Source organism: Comamonas endophytica, assembly GCF_023634805.2.
In the GTDB taxonomy this organism is placed as follows: Bacteria; Pseudomonadota; Gammaproteobacteria; order Burkholderiales; family Burkholderiaceae_C; genus Comamonas; species Comamonas endophytica.
This window is the reverse complement of sequence record NZ_CP106881.1, coordinates 2,714,082-2,732,864: the sequence shown is the minus strand read 5'-3', so window position 1 is coordinate 2,732,864 and position 18,783 is coordinate 2,714,082. Positions and strand designations below refer to the sequence as shown.

The following is an 18,783-nucleotide window of genomic DNA, read 5'->3' as shown; positions in this document are numbered from 1 at the left end:
CCATCCCATCTAGGCGGGCGCAGTGCCGCGCCTGCCGTGGTCAGTGCTCTATATACCACGCCCTGCGGCACGCGCTGGAATCTACGGTTTCCTAGGCTCGATAGCTGTTATCTCAGTGTATTCGCACGCTTCCTATCAATCCGCCCCGGCTTGGTTTCGCGCAGCCATCCATTCAAGCCTCATTCGGATATAGAACCTTTCTTCTATCTTCCTCTTGCTTTGAAACAAGAGCATCCAACTCCTTACACGCTGATTTCAGCGCTTCAAGTGAAGCTGCCTTTGAATTATCGGCAGAATCGGCTTTTTCATTGGATGTATTCATCCACTTCGCAGACCAATCCTGCAACTCGGCTCTTTGTTCTGTTATCAACCCTGCGACCTTAGCATACTCATCACTCGTCAATCTATCGTATCTTCCATTCATCAATACATAACCCGATGGAATATTCAAGTTATCCATCAACGTTTTTGCAATATCTTTCGTAATTTCCAGCTTACCGCCTTCCCTCCTTTTAATCTTTTCATAGGTGCTTACCGGATCAGGAATCTTCACATTTTCTGCCGAAGAAATCTTTACATCCACTCCGTCGAACTGCCTTTCCATATCAGCGATCTTTTTCTCCACCAAAGCGATCGTTCTTTCATTGCTTCCTATATTCTCCCAATTCGGAAGTACGGATTTCTGGCTTGACGCCGGGGCAAATTGATTCGCCTGAATTGATGGACCGGACGATGAAATCAAGCTCATGATGGAACTCCTTCAAAAAAATTTCAAATCCTGGAAATAATCCTTCGAGCAGTATTTTTTGATACGTTCCCATTGGAATGCCTGGCCATACGGTATTGAACATCCTGCTCGATCGCACGCATCCTTTGCGCGGCATTCGCCTCGATCCTGGCAATCTGTTCATCCGATATCCGGTCTGCCAGTAACGCGCTGGCATTTTCCGGGTTCAATCCACTGCCTTGAAGCAAACTGCGCCTTTCCTCCTCCAGCTTGCGCAACTCCTCCTTGTATTCCTCCAGCATCCTGGACAAATGAAGTTTCCTTGAATCGCTCATGGCAGGTTCCTCAATGGACGGGAAGCTGCGGGATGAGCTTCCAATACGTTTCGTAACAATCGGTCAGATGCAGTTCCAAGACGAGGAATTGGAAAAAGGGCTATCGAACGTGCCATCGGCAGGTATGACAATGATTCACAGTGCGAGTGCATGCTCCAGATCGCCACTGTCTGGGCTGCCGACAGACGTTGCGCGCGCAACGCAAGGCACGGGAGATGAGACCCCGTCATCGCAATATGGCATTCCAGGGCGTAGGACGCGGCGCCATCAGTTAAGCTCGCACAAAGCCATTTGTTGACGAGACTTTTCGCATGACCCAGAACCTGTCCACCGCCGAGCAAGCCCTGCGCGATGCTGCGCGCGAATACCACCGCAGCCCGAACAAGGGCAAGATCTCGGTGACCCCGACCAAGCCGCTGTCCAACCAGCGCGACCTCTCGCTGGCCTACTCCCCGGGCGTGGCCTATCCCTGCCTGGACATCGAGGCCGATCCCTCGCTGGCCGCCGAGTTCACGGCGCGCGGCAACCTGGTCGGCGTGGTCACCAACGGCACCGCGGTGCTGGGCCTGGGCGACATCGGCCCGCTGGCCAGCAAGCCGGTGATGGAGGGCAAGGGCTGCCTGTTCAAGAAGTTCGCCGGCGTCGACGTGTTCGACATCGAACTGGCCGAGCGCGATCCGGACAAGCTGATCGAGATCATCGCCGCGCTCGAGCCCACGCTCGGCGGCATCAATCTCGAGGACATCAAGGCGCCGGAGTGCTTCTATATTGAGCAGGAGCTGTCCAAGCGCATGAACATTCCGGTGTTCCATGACGACCAGCACGGCACCGCCATCATCTCCAGCGCCGCGCTGCTCAACGGCCTGGAACTGGTGGGCAAGGAGATCGACAAGGTCAAGATCGCGGTGTCGGGCGCCGGCGCCGCGGCCATTGCCTGCGTCAACGTGATGATCGGCCTGGGCGTGAAGCGCGAGAACGTGTTCATGTGCGACTCCAAGGGCCTGATCTACGAAGGCCGCCCCGGCGGCTTCGACGCCTCCAAGGCACAGTACGCGCAGAAGACCGAAGGCCGCACGCTGGCCGACGCCGTCAACGGCGCCGACGTGTTCCTGGGTTGCTCGGCTCCGGGCGTGCTCACGGCCGAGATGGTCAAGACCATGGCCGACAAGCCGATCATCCTGGCGCTGGCCAACCCCGAGCCGGAAATCCGCCCCGAGCTGGCCAAGGCCATCCGCCCCGACTGCATCATCGCCACCGGCCGCTCGGATTATCCGAACCAGGTGAACAACGTGCTGTGCTTCCCCTACATCTTTCGCGGCGCGCTCGATTGCGGCGCGACCAAGATCACCGAGGAGATGAAGCTGGCCTGCGTGCGCGAGATCGCCAACCTGGCCAAGGCCGAGATGAGCGACGAAGTCGCCGCCGCCTACCAGGGCCAGGAGCTGGCCTTCGGCCCCGACTACATCATCCCGACGCCCTTCGACGTGCGCCTGATCCTGCGCATCGCGCCGGCCGTGGCGCGCGCCGCCGAAGCCTCGGGCGTGGCCACGCGCCCGATCGCCGACTACGACGCCTACCGCGAAAGCCTCTCGCGCTTCGTCTACTCGACCAGCATGTTCATGCGCCCGGTGTTTGCCGCCGCCAAGCAGAAGCTGCAGCGCGTGGCGTATGCAGAGGGCGAAGACGAGCGCGTGCTGCGCGCAGTGCAGGTGGCCGTGGACGACGGCCTGGCGCTGCCGATCCTGATCGGCCGCCCCGCCGTCATCGCGGCGCGCATCGCCAAGGCCGGCCTGCGCCTGCAGCCGGGCAAGGACGTCGAGGTCTGCAACCCCGAGGACGACCCGCGCTTCCGCCAGTACTGGGAGACCTACCACCAGCTGATGGGCCGCAACGGCGTCACGCCCGAGAACGCCAAGGCCGCGGTGCGCCGCTCCAACACGCTGATCGCCGCGCTGATGGTGCATCTGGGCGATGCCGATGCGATGCTCTGCGGGCTGGTCGGCCGCTTCGACGGCCACCTCGAGCACATCGAGAGCGTGCTGGGCCTCAAGGACGGCGCGCCGGGCTTCGCCACGGTGAACGCGCTGATGCTGGAAAGCCGCACGCTGTTCATCGCCGACACCTACATCAACGACAACCCCGACGCCGAGCTGCTGGCCAGCATCGCGCAGATGGCGGCCGAGGAAGTGCAGCGCTTCGGCCTGCCGCCGAAGGTGGCCTTCCTGTCGCACTCGAACTACGGCACATCGACACGCCCCTCGGCGCTGAAGATGCGCGCCGCGCGCGAGCAGTTCGCGAAGAACGTGCCGAACGTCGAATGCGACGGCGAGATGCACGGCGACGCCGCGCTGTCGCCCGAAGTGCGCGCCCGTGCGCTGCTCGACAGCCCGCTCAACGGCGAGGCCAACGTGCTGATCTGCCCTAACCTCGACGCGGCGAACATCCTGTTCAACGTGCTCAAGACCACGGCCGCGCATGGCACCACCATCGGCCCGATGCTGCTGGGCTGCTCGGCCGCCGCGCATGTGCTCACGCCTTCGAGCACGGTGCGCCGCGTGGTGAACATGACGGCGCTGGCTGCGGCGCAGGCGCAGACGGTGCACGCTGGTTGATCGACCCGATCACCGCTGCAGGAAGCACGCCCTAGGGCGTGCTTTTTTTGTGTACGACACATGGTCGAACCATGAGGGATCCGCTCTCATGGCTTGAGTGCGGGACGTTCATCCTTCGACAAGCTCAGGACGAACGGTGATGCCGACAAGCTCAGCGCACGCCGCCAATCCGTTCGTGGTGAGCCTGTCGAACCATGAACGGCCTGCCCTCAAAAACCGTGTCCTGCTCCCACCCATCCACACGCTCGGTGTGAATGGCACCTGAGCTTAAATCTCATCGATCGCCGTACTCGCCTGCGCTGCCTGGGTCTGCTCCGCCGTGATCGCAAACCGGTCCCGGCAAGTCACATAGAAGCTCGCCCCGAAGCGCCCCACGGGAAAATAATCCTGCAGCGACACCCGCCACTTCTCGGTGTCCACCAGCCCGTCGCGCACCGCGAGCCAGACCACGCGGCCAATGAACACATAGCGGCTGTCGGTTTCCATGACTTCGTGCAGCTGGCACTCGAAGGCCACCGGCGCCTGCGCGATGCGCGGCGGCTTGACGCTGCGCGAAGGCACGGCGTCGAGCCCCACGTGCACCAATTCGCTCTCTGTCACTAGCAACCGGTCACCACAGCGGTGCATGGCTTCGGCAATCGCCTCGTCGGCGATGTGCACCACGAATTCGCGCGAGCGCAGGATATGCGCGGCCGTGTCCTTGAGATGGCCGTCGCTGAGCTTGTTGATGCTGACCATGACGATGGGCGGGTCCTCGCCCACCATGTTGAACATGCTGAAGGGCGCGGCATTGACGGTGCCGTCCTCGGCCAGCGTGGTGATCAGCGCGATCGGGCGCGGCACGATCAGGCTGGCCATCAGCTTGTAGCGGGCGTAGCTGTCTATCTGGGTGAAATCGATCTCGGTCATGGCGCGGGCCCTGCAATGCGGAAACTCAAAAGGCCGCGCCGGGATGGGCGCGGCAGCTGCGGGGATTTTTGCAATAAGCATGCCGCGGGCAGCCGCTGCCAGGCCACGCAGGCGCACCAACTCGGCGCAGCGCCACGGGGCGCCTGCGGGGCACGCCGGCGCGCGCACCGCATCGGTGCAGGCGTCGCCGCACAGCGGCCCGTCCCGGCCTTTGCAAGCTGGCATTGTTTTTGCGCTGTCATGTGCATTACCTGCCAATCCTCTCAAGGACCTCCATGCAAAAGCGTTTCTTCCTGAAGGCCGGCGCGGCCGCCCTGGCCCTGTCGTGCGTTGCCGCCCATGCGGCCGACACGCCGATCAAGTTCCAGCTGGACTGGCGCTTCGAAGGCCCGGCGGCATTCTTCCTGCACCCCGTGGCCAAGGGCCACTTCAAGGCCGAAGGCCTGGACGTGCAGGTCGATGCCGGCAGTGGCTCGGGCGGCGCGGTGCAGCGCGTGGCTTCGGGCACCTACGACATGGGCTTTGCCGACCTGGCGTCGGTGATGGAATTCCACGCCAACAATCCCGATGCGCCGAACAAGCCCGTCGCGGTGATGGTGGTCTACAACAACACGCCATCCTCGGTGATGGCGCTGAAGAAGAGCGGCATCAAGACGGCTGCCGACCTGTCGGGCAAGAAGCTGGGCGCGCCGGTGTTCGATGCCGGGCGCAAGGCCTTCCCGCTATTCGCGGCCGCCAACAAGATCAGCAACGTCACCTGGACGACGATGGATCCGCCGCTGCGCGAGACCATGCTGGTGCGCGGTGACATCGACGCGATCGCCGGCTTCACCTTCACCTCGCTGCTCAACCTCGAGGCGCGCGGCGTCAAGCCCCAGGACGTGGTGGTGATGCAGTACGCCGACCATGGCGTGAAGCTCTACGGCAACGTGATCATCGCCAGCAGCAAGCTGATCCAGGAGAACCCCGAAGCGGTGCGCAAATTCCTGCGCGGCTTCGCCAAGGGCGCCAAGGAAGTGATCGCCAAGCCCGCCGATGCGATCGCCGCCGTCAAGGCGCGCGACGGCATCGTCAACGTGCCGCTGGAAACGCGCCGCCTGCAGCTGGCCATCGACACCGTCGTCAACAGCCCCGACGCGCGCGCCGAAGGCTTCGGCCAGGTCAATGCCGCGCGCCTTTCGCTGATGGCTTCGCAGGTATCGGACGTCTACGGCACCAAGCAGCGCGTGCAGCCCAACGTCGTCTGGAACGGCAGCTTCCTGCCTGCCGCCGCCGCGCTCGACGTCCTGCCGCGCAAGTAAGCGCTGCGCGCCGCCCCAACCTACCTGGAACTTCCCGTGATCAAACGCTCCTTCCTGCAGACCGCCCTTGCCGTGGCGTCGCTGACCGCCTCCGCCTGGAGCATCGCCGCAACGCCCGCGCTGACGCCGCTGAAGTTCCAGCTGGACTGGCGCTTCGAAGGCCCGGCGGCCTTCTTCGTGCACCCCGGCGCCAAGGGCTACTTCCGGGAGCGCGGCCTCGACGTGACGGTGGAGGCGGCCAGCGGCGCGGGCGCGATCCAGCGCGTGGCCTCGGGCACCCATGACCTGGGCTTCGCCGATCTCGCGGCACTGATGGAGTTCCACGCCAACAACCCCGATGCGCCGATCAAGCCGGTGGCCGTGATGGTGATCTACAACACCACGCCGGCCTCGGTGATGGCGCTGAAGAAAAGCGGCATCAGGACGGCTGCCGATCTCACGGGCAGGAAGCTCGGCGCGCCGGTGTTCGACGCGGGCCGCCGCACCTTCCCGATCTTCGCGCAGGCCAATGGCGTGGGCGAGGTGCAATGGACCACGATGGACCCGCCGCTGCGCGAGACCATGCTGGTGCGCGGCGACCTCGATGCCGTGACCGGCTACACCTTCACCAGCCTGCTCAACCTGGAGGCGCGCGGCGTCAAGCGCGAAGACATCGTCGTGCTGCCCTATGCCACCCACGGCGTGAAGCTCTACGGCAACGTCATCATTGCCAGCCCCAAGCTGATCGCCGAGAAGCCCGAGGCGCTGCGCGCTTTTCTGCAGGCCTTTGCCAAGGGCGCCAGCGAAGTGATCGCCGATCCCGCGGCCGCGATCGCCTCGCTCAAGGCCAGGGATGGCCTGGTCAACACCGAGGTGGAGATCAAGCGCCTGCAGCTGACCATCGAGACCGCCATCGACAGCCCCGGCGCGCGCGAGGAAGGCTTCGGCCAACTGCGCCTGCCGCGGCTGCAATTGATGGCCGAACAGGTGGCCAAGGCCTACGGCACGAAGAACCCGGTGCCGGCCAGCGCCGTCTGGAACGGCAGCTTCCTGCCCCCGGCCGCCGCGCTCGACGTGCTGCCCAAGAAGTGATCCCCAAGGAAATGAACCGCATGACGGACACCGCTCCTCCCTTTGTCGACTTCCGCAATGTCTGGCTGGCCTACAACGACGAGCTGCGCGCGAAGAACCACTTTGCCGTCGAAGCCATCGACCTGCAGCTCACGCGCGGCGAGTTCATTGCCATCGTCGGGCCCTCGGGCTGCGGCAAGTCGACGTTCATGAAGCTGGCCACGGGCCTGCGCATGCCGTCCATCGGCCGCATCCTGATCGACGGCGAGCCCGTCACCGGCCCGCTGAAGATCTCCGGCATGGCCTTCCAGGCGCCCTCGCTGCTGCCCTGGCGCACCACCGTGGAGAACGTGCTGCTGCCGCTGGAGATCGTCGAGCCGCACCGCAGCCAGTTCAAGGCGCGCCGCGCCGAGTACGAGGAGCGCGCGCGCCGGCTGCTGCAGAAGGTCGGCCTGGCGGGCTATGAAGACAAGTTCCCCTGGCAGCTGTCGGGCGGCATGCAGCAGCGCGCCAGCATCTGCCGCGCGCTGATCCACGAGCCCCAGCTGCTGCTGCTCGACGAGCCTTTCGGCGCGCTCGATGCCTTCACGCGCGAGGAGCTGTGGTGCATCCTGCGCGACCTGTGGACCGAGCAGAAATTCAATGTGATCCTGGTCACGCACGACCTGCGCGAGTCGGTGTTCCTGGCCGACACGGTCTATGTGATGAGCAAGAGCCCGGGGCGTTTCGTCGTCAAGCGCGAGATCGAACTGCCGCGCCCGCGCGAGCTGGAACTGACCTACACCAAGGAATTCAGCGACATCGTGCATGAGCTGCGCGGGCACATTGGCGCGCTGCGCCACGCTGCGCCCAGCACGGCAGCAGCCGCCTGAGTACGCCATCGCAAGAAAGCCGATCCATGAAAGTCACCCCCCGTTTCCAGCGCTGGTCCCCCTGGCTGCTGATGCTGGCCATCGTCATCCTGTGGCAGGTCATCTGCATGGCCTTCCAGGTGTCGGAATTCATCTTTCCCAGCCCCTGGCTGATCCTCACCCAGTTCATCGAGTTCGCCGGCGTGATCGGCATGCACGCCTGGCGCACCTACTGGGTGACCATGGCCGGCTTCGGCCTGGCGATCGTGGTGGGCGTGCTGCTGGGCTTCCTGATCGGCAGCTCGCGATTGGCCTATGCCGCGCTGTACCCGCTGATGACGGCCTTCAACGCGCTGCCCAAGGCGGCGTTCGTGCCGATTCTCGTCGTGTGGTTCGGCATCGGCGCGGGCCCGGCCATCCTCACGGCCTTCCTGATCAGCTTCTTCCCGATCATGGTCAACATCGCCACCGGCCTGGCCACGCTCGAGCCCGAGCTCGAGGACGTGCTGCGCGTGCTGGGCGCCAAGCGCTGGGACGTGCTGACCAAGGTCGGCCTGCCGCGCTCGCTGCCCTACTTCTACGGCTCGCTGAAAGTCGCCATCACGCTGGCCTTCGTCGGCACCACGGTGTCGGAAATGACCGCTGCCAACGAAGGCATCGGCTATCTGCTGATCTCGGCCGGCTCCTCGATGCAGATGGGCCTGGCGTTTGCCGGGCTGCTGGTGGTGGGCGCGATGGCCATGGCCATGTACGAGCTGTTCAGCTGGATCGAGAAGCGCACCACCGCCTGGGCGCACCGCGGCGCGCAGAACCACTGATGCCTGTCCGGGGAGACACGACTTGACGCTGCCCAGCCACGGCCCCCATTCCGGGGCACCACTGCCCGCGCCTGCATTGCAGGCCAGGGATACAGACTGGCTGCGGCTGGCGATCCAGTGGGCGGCCACGGCGCGCGCGCGCGGCAACCGGCCGTTCGGCGCGGTGATCGTCTCCTCGGACGGGCTGCTGCTGGCCGAGGCCTACTGCAACACCAGCGAAAGCGGCGACTGCACGGGCCACCCCGAGATCAATGCGCTGCGCCAGCTGCGCACCCCGGCGCAGCTCGAATGCCTGCCGCATGCCACGCTCTATACATCGGCCGAGCCCTGCATGATGTGCGCCGGCGCGATCCTGTGCAGCGGCATCCGGCGCGTGGTCTTCGGCATCTCCAACGACCGGCTGCGCCAGCTCTGCGGCCAGCGCATCGACGCTTTTCGCAGCAGCGTGGCCGCCGTGGAGCTGCTGGCGCTCGCGCCCCAGCCCATTGCCTGCGTCGGTCCGCTGCTGACCGACGAAGCGCTCGAGGCGCATGCCGGCTACTGGGGCCATTGAGCTTCGCCTGCGGCAGGCGTACCTGCGCGCAGGCATATCCCTGAATCCATTGGAATCCGCCGCATGGCCTGGCTTGCAAGACTTGAAATGGACTATGCCGTCTCGCACGGCCGCAGCGTGGTGCATCACCGCCACGACGGGCCGCTGCGCGTGCTGCGCAGCCTCTACCCCGAGGGCGGCGCGGTCTGCCACAACGTGCTGGTGCATCCGCCGGGCGGCCTGGTGGGAGGCGATACGCTGGACATCCGCGCGCATGTGGCGGCTGGCGCGCATGCGCTGGTGACCACGCCCGGCGCCACGCGCTTTTATCGCGCCGAGGGCGCTTCAGCCGTGCAGCAGACGCAATTGACGCTGGAAACCGGGGCGCGCATGGAATGGCTGCCGCTGGAGACCATTGCCTACAGCGGCTGCGAGGCGCACAACCGGCTGGAACTGCAGCTGGCGCCCGGCGCCGAGCTGATCGGGTGGGACGTCACCGCGCTGGGCTTGCCGCATGCAGGCCTGCCCTTTGTCGCAGGCAGCTATAGCCAGCACATGGCGCTGCCCGGCGTGTGGCTCGAGCAGGGCCGCATTGCCGCGGGCGATACCTGGCTCATGGACGGGCCGCTCGGCCTGGACGGCCAGCGCTGCCTGGCTTCGCTGTTCTTCGTGACCGGCAGTCCAATGGCGCGCGAACGCCGCGACGCGGCACTGGAGCTGACGCGCGCGCTGCTCGAGGCCCACCCGCTGGGCGCGCGCTGCGGCGTGACCAGCCCGCAGGAGCAGGTACTCGTGCTGCGCGCCATCGCGCCTCTGGTCGAGCCGGTGATGCAGCTGTGGCAGCAGGTCTGGCACCTGTGGCGCGCGCATTTCTGGGGCCTGCCCGCGGTCGCGCCGCGGATCTGGTCCATGTAGCCGCCCGGCGCCTCAATGGGCGCCTGCCCGGGGGCTTTGCAGGTAGCTGTTCAGCTCGGCGCACTTGGCATCGAGCCGGCGCTTGGCCTCATCCACCCGGGCCTGCGCTGTGCTCGACAGGAGCATCTCGTCGCGGCGCGCGCCCTGGTCCAGCGCCATCAGCACGATCCGCGAATCCTCGGCATTGCGCGCGATCAGCTGCTCGATATGGGTTTTCTTCAACTGGCTGATTTCCCCATTGAGCTTCTTGATGCGGTGCGCCACCTCCAGCACCTGGCGGATTTCCGCCGCCATCAGGGGCTGGCTGCTGTTGGTGACTGCACCGCCGAGCCGCAGCGCGTGCGCGGCGCTGTCCTGGCCCAGGTAGAGCTCGAGCGCAGCCTGGAAGGCGCCGCGCGTGGCCTGGTTGATGTCGCTGGCTGAAATCCTCAGCAAGCCCAGGCGCTGGGTTTCACATTGCCGTACCGGCGCGGCCCTGAGCCTGCCGCCTCTGAGCGCCACCGCTTCTGCTTTATCCATCAGGCCACCGAAATCGACAATGCTGGGCGCTGATCTCTGAATGCCAAACATCGCATGCTCCTTGAAACTGCGTTAAGACAGCGTTGACTGCAGCCAGGCGCTCTTGCGCTATACAGCGGAGGCGCCTGCAAGCTTTCGCCTCACATGGAATCTTCCCTGTTGCTGTCGGAAAAAGCCGCGAACCACGGAAGTCCATGCCCGTATGTAACGACGGGTTCATGGGGGTTCCGAAAAATCCCATCGCTGTTACAAACGCAGCGTCTGGGAGAGAATGCAGCTCCTTTCCCATCCATTTGCCATGCGCCCTCACTCCCACAAGATGCGCGTCGCCCTGCTGACCGGCGGCGGCGACTGTCCCGGCCTCAATGCGGTGATCCGCGCCGTGACCAAATCATTGATCCACCACGGCCATGCCGAGGTGCTGGGCATCGCCGACGGCTTCGAAGGCCTGATGGGCGAGAACCCGCGCGTCAAGGCGCTGGCCTGGGACGAGGTGTCGGGCATCCTGCACCAGGGCGGCACCATTCTCGGCACCAGCAACAGCGCCAACCCGCTGCGCGACGCGGCCACGCTGGCGCAGACCGGCGAGAACATCCGGCGCCTGGGCCTGGATGTGGTCGTGGCGATCGGCGGCGACGGCACCATGAGCCTGGCGCATGGCCTGGAGCAAGTGGGATTGCGCTGCGTGGGCGTGCCCAAGACCATCGACAACGACATCGCCAACTGCGATCGCAGCTTCGGCTTCGACACCGCCGTGGCCACCGTCACCGAGGGGCTGCGCCGCATCGAGAGCACGGCCATGAGCCACCACCGCGTGATGATCGTCGAGACCATGGGCCGCCATGCGGGCTGGCTGGCGCTCGAGTCGGGCATTGCGGGCGCGGCCGACATCATCCTGCTGCCCGAGATCGACTACGACCTCCAGGCCATCATCGACGTCTGCCGCGCGCGCGAGGCGCGCCAGCGTTACACCATCATCTGCATCGGCGAGGGCGCCAAGGAAAGCGGTGCCAGCCAGACGGTGCGCGAGCATGTGGCGCACAGCCCCGACCCGGTGCGCCTGGGCGGCGTGGGCCATGTGCTGCGCGAGCGGCTGCAGCCGCATCTCAGGAGCGAGGTGCGCACGACGGTGCTGGGGCATCTGCAGCGCGGCGGTGACCCTACGCCCTTTGATCGCGTGCTGGCCACGCGCTTCGGGCACCACGCGGCGCAGTTGGTGATCCGCGGGGAGTTCGGGCGCATGGTGACGCTGCAGGGCGGAGAGATCGGGAGCGTGGAGATTTCGCGCGTGGCGAATGTGCAGCGGACCATTGGGTTGGATAACGGGCTGCTGGTGATGGCGAGGGATATTGGAATTTCGCTGGGGGAGGCGGTTTGATGGGGACATGACCGCCATTGACGGTTTTTGCGTCATGCCTTTGCCGCGGGCAGGAGCCGGGTTTCGGCCCGGCAGCCGACCTCCTTTCTTGTCTCGCAACAAGAAAGGAGGCAAAGAAATGCGGCCCAGCTGTCTGCGACCCTTCGCTGCGCTCCGGGCAACCTGCCGTGCTCGGTCCGGGGCTGCACCGCGGAACTCGCTACGCGCTTACAGCGCTCCGCTCGGACAACCGCGGTGAGTCAGATTACGAAGCCTCCGTGTCCTTCGGCACTCCGGCCAGCCCCGGCCCTGTGCGCGGCAGGCGCAGCCAGATGGGCGGGGACCGGGGCCCAAATACCGGACACCGGATACCGGATACCGGAATAGCTTCCTTGGGACGTGAAAGATATTTACGTGATCTCTAACGCGCCCTTGCGGGTCCAATGACCGTTGGTAAACCGTTCGTCCTGAGCTTGCCTGGGCGGCCCCGTCGAAGGATGGACGTCCACCCTCCAATGGAGTGACACGGCTTTAAAGCCCTAAAGAAGCTATCCCGCTCCCGGCCCCGCCCTTCTGGCTGCGCCTGCGACGCGCGAGGCCCGGGCTGGCAGGTGTGCCGAAGGACACACCTGCTTCGTAAACTGACTCACCGCGGTTGTCCGAGCGCAGCGGCGAAGCCGCGTAGCGAGTTCCGCGGTGCAGCCCGGGACTTGTGCGGCGCAGGTTGCCCGCAGCGCAGCGGAGGGTCGCAGACAGTAGGGCCGCTTTCTTTTGCTTCGTTTTCTTGTGCGTACAAGAAAATGAAGTCGGCTGCCGGGCCGAGACCCGGCCCCTGCCCGTGGCAACGGCATGCAGCAAAGATCGTTAAGCCACCCTAAATCGCCACCAGATCCCGAATCCCCTTCTCCTTCATTTCCGAACCAGGACCTTGCGCAATCACAGCCCCGCGCTGCATCACCAAATATTGATCGGCAAGCTCCTCCGCAAAATCGTAATACTGCTCACAAAGCAGCACCGCCATCCCCCTCTCCCGCGCCAGCATCCGGATCACCCGCCCGATATCCTTGATGATGCTCGGTTGGATCCCTTCAGTGGGCTCGTCGAGGATCAGCAGCTTCGGACCAGGAGCCAAGGCACGTGCAATGGCCAGCTGCTGCTGCTGCCCACCGGACAGATCCCCGCCCCGCCGCTGCAGCATCTGCTCGAGCACCGGAAACAAGACAAACAGATCGTCGGGAATCGGCGCCTTCGCGCTGCAATACGCCAACCCCATGCGCAGATTCTCCTGCACCGTCAGGCGCGGGAAGATCTCGCGCCCCTGGGGCACGAAGCCGATGCCGGCGCGCGCGCGCTCGTAGGGCGTGAGGCCGGCGATCCGGCGGCCCTGCCACTCGATGGAGCCGCTGCGTATCGGCACGCGGCCCATCAGGCTCTTGAGCAGCGTGGTCTTGCCCACGCCGTTGCGCCCGAGCAGCACGGTGACCTGGCCGGGCTCGGCCTGCAGGCTCACGTCGCGCAGGATATGCGAGCCGCCGTAGTACTGGTGAAGGTTCTGGACTTTCAACATGATTTTTAGCGCCCCAGATAGACTTCGACCACGCGCTCGTCGGCCTGCACCTGGGCCAGGGGGCCCTCGGCCAGGACCGCGCCGTCGCACAGCACCGTCACCTTCTCGGAGATCGCGGCAATGAAGGACATATCGTGTTCGACCACCATCAGCGAGTGCCGGCCCTTCAGGCGCAGGAACAGCTCGGCGGTGCGCACCGTTTCCTCGTCGGTCATGCCGGCCACGGGCTCGTCGAGCAGCAGCAGCTTGGGCTCCTGCATCAGCAGCATGCCGATCTCGAGCCACTGCTTCTGGCCGTGGCTCAGCACGCCGGCCAGGCGCGTCACCGCATCGGCCAGGTGAATGGTGTGCAGCACCTCGGCGAGGCGGTCCTTCTGCGCGCTGTCGAGGCGGAAGAACATCGCGTGGCGCACGCCCTTGTGGGTCTTCAGCGCCAGCTCCAGGTTCTCGAACACCGTGAGGTTCTCGAAGACCGTCGGTTTCTGGAACTTGCGGCCGATGCCCAGCTGCGCGATCTGCGGCTCGTTGTGGCGCAGCAGATCGATGGTGGAGCCGAAGAACACCGTGCCGCGGTCGGGGCGCGTCTTGCCGGTGATGATGTCCATCATCGTCGTCTTGCCCGCGCCGTTCGGGCCGATGATGCAGCGCAGCTCGCCCGGCGCGATATCCAGGTTCAGGCCGTTGATGGCCTTGAAGCCGTCGAAGCTCACATGCACGTCTTCGAGGTACAGGATGCGGCCATGGGTCACATCGACCTCGCCGGGCACGGCCGCGCGCGCGTAGCTCGCGCTGCGCCCGCCCGAGTCGCCAGGGATCTGCGCCGCGCGGCGCGCTTCCAGAGCCGCCAGGCGCTCGGCGCCGGCTTCCATCTGATCGGGGGTCATGGCAATTCTCCAGCTTCGGGTTTGGAGCGGCGCAGGCCGCGCAGCTGCCGCACCAGTCCCACCACGCCTTGAGGCAGGAACAATGTCACGCCGATGAACAGCGCGCCGAGGAAATACAGCCAGAACTCGGGCGCGCTCACCGTGAGCCAGCTCTTGGCGCCGTTGACGATGAAGGCGCCGGCGATCGGCCCGATCAGCGTGGCGCGCCCGCCCACCGCGGCCCACACCGCCATCTCGATGGAGTTCGCCGTGCTCATCTCGCCCGGGTTGATGATGCCCACCTGCGGCACATAGAGCGCGCCGGCGATGCCGCACATCATGGCGCTGATGCACCAGATCGTGAGCTTGTAGGGCAGCGGCGAGTAGCCCGAGAACATCACGCGCGTCTCGGCGTCGCGGATGGCCTGCAGCACGCGGCCGAACTTGCTCTGCACCAGCCAGCGCGCGAACAGGTAGCAGCCCAGCAGCACGCAGCCGGTGAGCACGAACAGGAACATGCGCATCTGCGGCGTCGCGATCGCCACGCCAAGAATCCGCTTGAAATCGGTGAAGCCGTTGTTGCCGCCCAGGCCCGTCTCGTTGCGGAAGAACAGCAGCATGGCAGCATAGGTCAGCGCCTGCGTGATGATCGAGAAGTACACGCCCTTGATGCGCGAACGGAAGGCGAAATAGCCGAACACGAAGGCCACCAGGCCCGGCACGGCCAGCACCAGCAACAGCGTCGCGATGAAGCTGCCGCTGAGCTGCCAGTGCCAGGGCAGTTCCTTCCAGTCGAGGAACACCATGAAGTCCGGCAGCGCGCTGCCCGAGTTGCCGTCGGCGCCGATCTGGCGCATCAGGTACATGCCCATCACGTAGCCGCCGAGCGCGAAGAACAGGCCATGGCCCAGGCTCAGGATGCCGGCGTAGCCCCAGATCAGGTCCATGGCCAGCGCGCAGATCGCATAGCACATGATCTTGCCCAGCAGCGATACCGCGTAGTCGGACAGGTGCAGGGCGCTGCCCGCCGGCACCCACAGATTGAGCAGCGGCGCGATGGCGCAGATGGTGACCAGCGCCACCAGGAACACCGCCCAGCCGCGGCCGGACAGCAGTGGCTTCGGGGCCGGCAGCACCAGGGGAGGAATGGAAGAATTCAACTGCATTTTCAAGCCTCCGCGCTGCGGCCTTTCATTGCAAAAATGCCTTGAGGACGCTTCTGGATGAAGACAATGATGAACACCAGCACCGCGATCTTGGCCAGCACCGCACCGGTCCAGCCCTCGAGGAACTTGCCCAGGATGCCCAGGCCCAGCGCCGCATAGACGGTGCCCAGCAACTGGCCCACGCCGCCCAGAACCACCACCATGAAGGCATCGACGATGTAGCTCTGCCCCAGGTCCGGGCCGACGTTGCCGACCTGGCTGAGCGCGCAGCCCGCCAGGCCCGCGACGCCCGATCCCAGCGCGAAGGCCATGGTGTCGACGCGCGCCGTGTTCACGCCCACGCAGGCGGCCATGGCGCGGTTCTGCGTGACGCCGCGCACGAAGAGGCCCAGGCGGGTGCGGCCGATGGTCCAGGCCATCGCCAGCAGCACCGCGGCGGCAAATACGATGATCACCAGGCGGTTGAGCGGCAGCGTCAGGTTCGGCAACAGCTGCCAGCCGCCGCTCATCCAGATGGGGTTCTCCACACCGACGTTCTGCGCGCCGAACAAGGAGCGCACCGTCTGCATCAGCACCAGGCTGATGCCCCAGGTGGCGAGCAGCGTTTCCAGCGGACGGCCGTAGAGAAAACGCAGCACCGTGCGCTCCATCAGCGCGCCCACCGCGGCCGCGGCCAGGAAGGACAGCGGCACGGCCGCCAGCAGATACCAGTCGAAGGCGCCGGGGAAATAGGCCTGGAACAGGTTCTGCACCAGATAGGTGGCATAGGCGCCGATCATCATCAGCTCGCCATGCGCCATGTTGATCACGCCCATCAGGCCGTAGGTGATGGCCAGGCCCAGCGCCACCAGCAGCAGGATCGAGCCCAGGCTGATGCCGGTGAACACCACGCCCAGGCGCTCGCCCCAGGCCAGGCGGTCATCGACCTGAGCGAGCGAGCGGCGCAGCTGCGCCTGCACCGTCGCGTCGCTCTCTTCGGACAACTGCGTCTGCAGCAGCAGGCGCGCCTGCGGCGAGGCGCTTTCGCCCACGGTGGCGGCGGCTTCGCGGCGCTGCGCCGGGTCCTCGCTGCCCAGCAGCGCGGCCGAGCGCGCCAGCTCCAGCGACTGGCGCGTGAGCGTGTCCTTTTCCTCGGCCAGCGCGCGGTCGAGCAGCGCAATGCGTTCGGGCGAAGGCTGCTTGAGCATGGCCTGCGCGGCCTCGCGCCGGCGCAGGGTGTCGGGCGCAAACAGATCGAGCGCGGCCAGTGCGCCGGCAATCTCGCCGCGCATGCGGTTGTTGTTCATGACCTCTTCGGCGCCCTCGGGCAGCGCCGCGGAGGCGCCCGTCACGGGGTCGCTGGCCTGGCCACTTTGCACGACAAGCGCGCGGCCTTCGGCGACCACCACGGCGTCATCGGCCATGGCGCGCAGATAGGCGTCCAGTTTTGCGTCGGGTTGCTGCAGCGCGGCGGCGATGGCGGCAATGCGCGATTCCGAGTCGCCCTGCGCCATGGCCAGCGCCTGATCGGGCGTGAGCGCCTGTGCGGCCGTCGCGCCCAGCAGCGCGCAGGCCAGCGCGGCGCGGCGCAGGCCGGTGGTCAGTAAGTGTCCAAGCATGGTGGTGGCGATTTCCGATAAAGACGCGCGGCCTGCACTGCAGGCCACGTCGATTGAGGGGCCGCAGCGCAGTGCCGCGGCCGGGTTTCACCCGATCACTTTTTCTCGGGTTCGTCTTTCTTCTTGTCGTTGCCGGGGATGTAGGGGCTCCACGGCTTGGCCTTCACGGGCGCGGGCGTCTTCCACACCACATTGAACTGGCCGTCGGCCTTGATCTCGCCGATGAACACGTTCTTGTGCAGATGGTGGTTCTTCTCGTCCATCTTGCTGACGATGCCGCTCGGCGCCTTGAAGGTCTGGCCGGCCATCGCGGCAATCACCTTGTCCACGTCGGTGCTCTTGGCCTTCTCCACGGCCTGCTTCCACATGTGGATGCCGATGTAGGTGGCTTCCATCGGGTCGTTGGTCAGCGGACGGTCCTTGTGGCCGGCGATGTTCTTGGCCTTGGCGTAGTCGCTCCACTTCTTGATGAACGCCGTGTTCTCGGGGTTCTTGATCGACATGAAGTAGTTCCAGGCGGCCAGGTGCCCGACCAGCGGCTTGGTGTCCACGCCGCGCAGCTCCTCCTCGCCCACCGAGAAGGCGACGACGGGCACATCGGTGGCCTTCAGGCCGGCGTTGCCCAGTTCCTTGTAGAAGGGCACGTTGGAGTCGCCATTGATGGTCGAGACCACGGCGGTCTTGCCGCCCTGGCTGAACTTCTTGATGTCGGCGACGATGGTCTGGTAGTCGCTGTGGCCGAAGGGCGTGTACTTCTCGTCGATGTCGCTGTCCTTCACGCCCTTGGACTTGAGGTAGGCGCGCAGGATCTTGTTGGTGGTGCGCGGGTACACGTAGTCGGTGCCCAGCAGCACCCAGCGCTTGGCGCTGCCGCCGTCCTTGCCCATCAGGTAATCCACCGCGGGAATGGCCTGCTGGTTCGGCGCGGCGCCGGTGTAGAACACGTTCTTCGACAGCTCCTCGCCCTCGTACTGCACGGGGTAGAACAGCAGGCCGTTCATTTCCTCGACGACGGGCAGCACCGACTTGCGGCTCACGCTGGTCCAGCCGCCGAAGATCACGGAGACCTTGTCCTGGCCCAGCAGCTGCTTGGCCTTCTCGGCGAACAGCGGCCAGTTCGAGGCGGGGTCGACGACGACCGGCTCGAGCTTCTTGCCCAGCACGCCGCCCGACGCATTGATCTCGTCGATGGCCATCAGCACCGTGTCCTTGAGCACGGTTTCCGAGATCGCCATGGTGCCCGACAGGCTGTGCAGCACGCCCACCTTGATGGTGTCCGCGGCCCACGCCGGCATGGCGCCCAGGCCGAGACCAGCGATCGCTGCCGCGGCAGCCAGGGATTGAAGGGTGAAACGACGGTGCATGGTCAGCGGCTCCTGGGGTGGTTGGGCAGGTGCTGCAAATGCCCTCGGCTTTGGTCAGCACCTTGGGGACAATGCTATGGATGGGAGGGGGTTTGGGATATACGCCGGATGGCGTATGAGGGGCGGGAGGATGCGCTGCAGGAGCACTATTGCGCAGGCCGTTCACCCTTCGACGGGGCCGCCCAGGCAAGCTCAGGGCGAACGGTTTTTTGCCGCTTGCCCCGAGCAGACGCCTGCAGCTGGCGCAGGCCTCAGCAACCGTTCGTCCTGATCCTGAGCTTGTCGAAGGATCGAAGGAT

17 protein-coding genes are annotated in these 18,783 nt (G+C 65.5%); 8 read left to right on the top strand and 9 right to left on the bottom strand.

The window, feature by feature from the left end; genetic code table 11:
- Window positions 1-172: 172 nt before the first annotated feature.
- Both M9799_RS12400 and M9799_RS12395 read right to left on the bottom strand, forming a co-directional pair.
- On the bottom strand, window positions 173-748 hold the full coding sequence (locus tag M9799_RS12400; protein WP_231041983.1) for a hypothetical protein: 576 nt from the start codon (window positions 746-748) through the stop codon (window positions 173-175).
- A 23-nt stretch (window positions 749-771) separates the two neighbouring features.
- Window positions 772-1,062, bottom strand: coding sequence for a hypothetical protein (locus M9799_RS12395; RefSeq protein ID WP_231041982.1), 291 nt, complete (start codon window positions 1,060-1,062; stop codon window positions 772-774).
- A gap of 311 nt (window positions 1,063-1,373) precedes the next feature.
- Here M9799_RS12395 and M9799_RS12390 point away from each other — a divergent pair, with 311 nt between their 5' ends.
- Window positions 1,374-3,674, top strand: coding sequence for an NADP-dependent malic enzyme (locus tag M9799_RS12390; RefSeq protein WP_231041981.1), 2,301 nt, complete (start codon window positions 1,374-1,376; stop codon window positions 3,672-3,674).
- A 267-nt stretch (window positions 3,675-3,941) separates the two neighbouring features.
- Here M9799_RS12390 and M9799_RS12385 read toward each other — a convergent pair whose 3' ends face one another.
- The gene (locus tag M9799_RS12385; RefSeq protein ID WP_231041980.1) at window positions 3,942-4,583 is read right to left on the bottom strand and encodes a flavin reductase family protein; all 642 of its coding nucleotides are present in this window, start codon (window positions 4,581-4,583) and stop codon (window positions 3,942-3,944) included.
- A 275-nt stretch (window positions 4,584-4,858) separates the two neighbouring features.
- Here M9799_RS12385 and M9799_RS12380 point away from each other — a divergent pair, with 275 nt between their 5' ends.
- From M9799_RS12380 to M9799_RS12355, 6 genes are all read left to right on the top strand, one after another.
- A complete protein-coding gene (locus M9799_RS12380) occupies window positions 4,859-5,884 on the top strand; it encodes an ABC transporter substrate-binding protein (protein WP_231041979.1) in 1,026 nt (341 codons plus the stop codon).
- Between the two features lie 36 nt (window positions 5,885-5,920).
- Complete coding sequence (locus M9799_RS12375) at window positions 5,921-6,955, top strand: ABC transporter substrate-binding protein (protein ID WP_231041978.1); 1,035 nt, start codon at window positions 5,921-5,923, stop codon at window positions 6,953-6,955.
- Between the two features lie 20 nt (window positions 6,956-6,975).
- The gene (locus M9799_RS12370; protein ID WP_231041977.1) at window positions 6,976-7,806 is read left to right on the top strand and encodes an ABC transporter ATP-binding protein; all 831 of its coding nucleotides are present in this window, start codon (window positions 6,976-6,978) and stop codon (window positions 7,804-7,806) included.
- Window positions 7,807-7,832: 26 nt separating this feature from the next.
- A complete protein-coding gene (locus M9799_RS12365; protein WP_231041976.1) occupies window positions 7,833-8,603 on the top strand; it encodes an ABC transporter permease in 771 nt (256 codons plus the stop codon).
- 22 nt (window positions 8,604-8,625) lie between these two features.
- Window positions 8,626-9,156 carry a nucleoside deaminase gene (locus M9799_RS12360; RefSeq protein ID WP_318530281.1) on the top strand — a complete coding sequence of 177 codons (531 nt, stop codon included), beginning with the start codon at window positions 8,626-8,628 and terminating at the stop codon, window positions 9,154-9,156.
- A gap of 63 nt (window positions 9,157-9,219) precedes the next feature.
- Window positions 9,220-10,050 carry an urease accessory protein UreD gene (locus tag M9799_RS12355; protein ID WP_231041975.1) on the top strand — a complete coding sequence of 277 codons (831 nt, stop codon included), beginning with the start codon at window positions 9,220-9,222 and terminating at the stop codon, window positions 10,048-10,050.
- Between the two features lie 12 nt (window positions 10,051-10,062).
- On the opposite strand, the gene M9799_RS12350 is transcribed toward M9799_RS12355, so the two are convergent.
- Window positions 10,063-10,569, bottom strand: coding sequence for a hypothetical protein (locus tag M9799_RS12350; protein WP_231041974.1), 507 nt, complete (start codon window positions 10,567-10,569; stop codon window positions 10,063-10,065).
- A 319-nt stretch (window positions 10,570-10,888) separates the two neighbouring features.
- Here M9799_RS12350 and M9799_RS12345 point away from each other — a divergent pair, with 319 nt between their 5' ends.
- Window positions 10,889-11,947: a 6-phosphofructokinase gene (locus tag M9799_RS12345; protein WP_231042170.1), complete on the top strand. Its 1,059-nt coding sequence runs from the start codon at window positions 10,889-10,891 to the stop codon at window positions 11,945-11,947.
- An 853-nt stretch (window positions 11,948-12,800) separates the two neighbouring features.
- Here the strand turns inward: M9799_RS12345 and urtE are convergent.
- The 5 genes from urtE to urtA all read right to left on the bottom strand — a co-directional run bounded on the left by urtE (window position 12,801) and on the right by urtA (window position 18,484).
- Complete coding sequence (gene urtE / locus M9799_RS12340; RefSeq protein WP_231041973.1) at window positions 12,801-13,493, bottom strand: urea ABC transporter ATP-binding subunit UrtE; 693 nt, start codon at window positions 13,491-13,493, stop codon at window positions 12,801-12,803.
- Window positions 13,494-13,498: 5 nt separating this feature from the next.
- Window positions 13,499-14,377, bottom strand: coding sequence for an urea ABC transporter ATP-binding protein UrtD (gene urtD, locus M9799_RS12335; protein ID WP_231041972.1), 879 nt, complete (start codon window positions 14,375-14,377; stop codon window positions 13,499-13,501).
- A complete protein-coding gene (urtC, locus tag M9799_RS12330) occupies window positions 14,374-15,522 on the bottom strand; it encodes an urea ABC transporter permease subunit UrtC (protein WP_231041971.1) in 1,149 nt (382 codons plus the stop codon). Before urtC ends, urtD begins: the two co-directional genes overlap by 4 nt.
- A gap of 2 nt (window positions 15,523-15,524) precedes the next feature.
- On the bottom strand, window positions 15,525-17,120 hold the full coding sequence (gene urtB, locus M9799_RS12325) for an urea ABC transporter permease subunit UrtB (RefSeq protein ID WP_231041970.1): 1,596 nt from the start codon (window positions 17,118-17,120) through the stop codon (window positions 15,525-15,527).
- A 95-nt stretch (window positions 17,121-17,215) separates the two neighbouring features.
- Complete coding sequence (urtA, locus tag M9799_RS12320; protein WP_231041969.1) at window positions 17,216-18,484, bottom strand: urea ABC transporter substrate-binding protein; 1,269 nt, start codon at window positions 18,482-18,484, stop codon at window positions 17,216-17,218.
- Window positions 18,485-18,783: the final 299 nt, after the last annotated feature.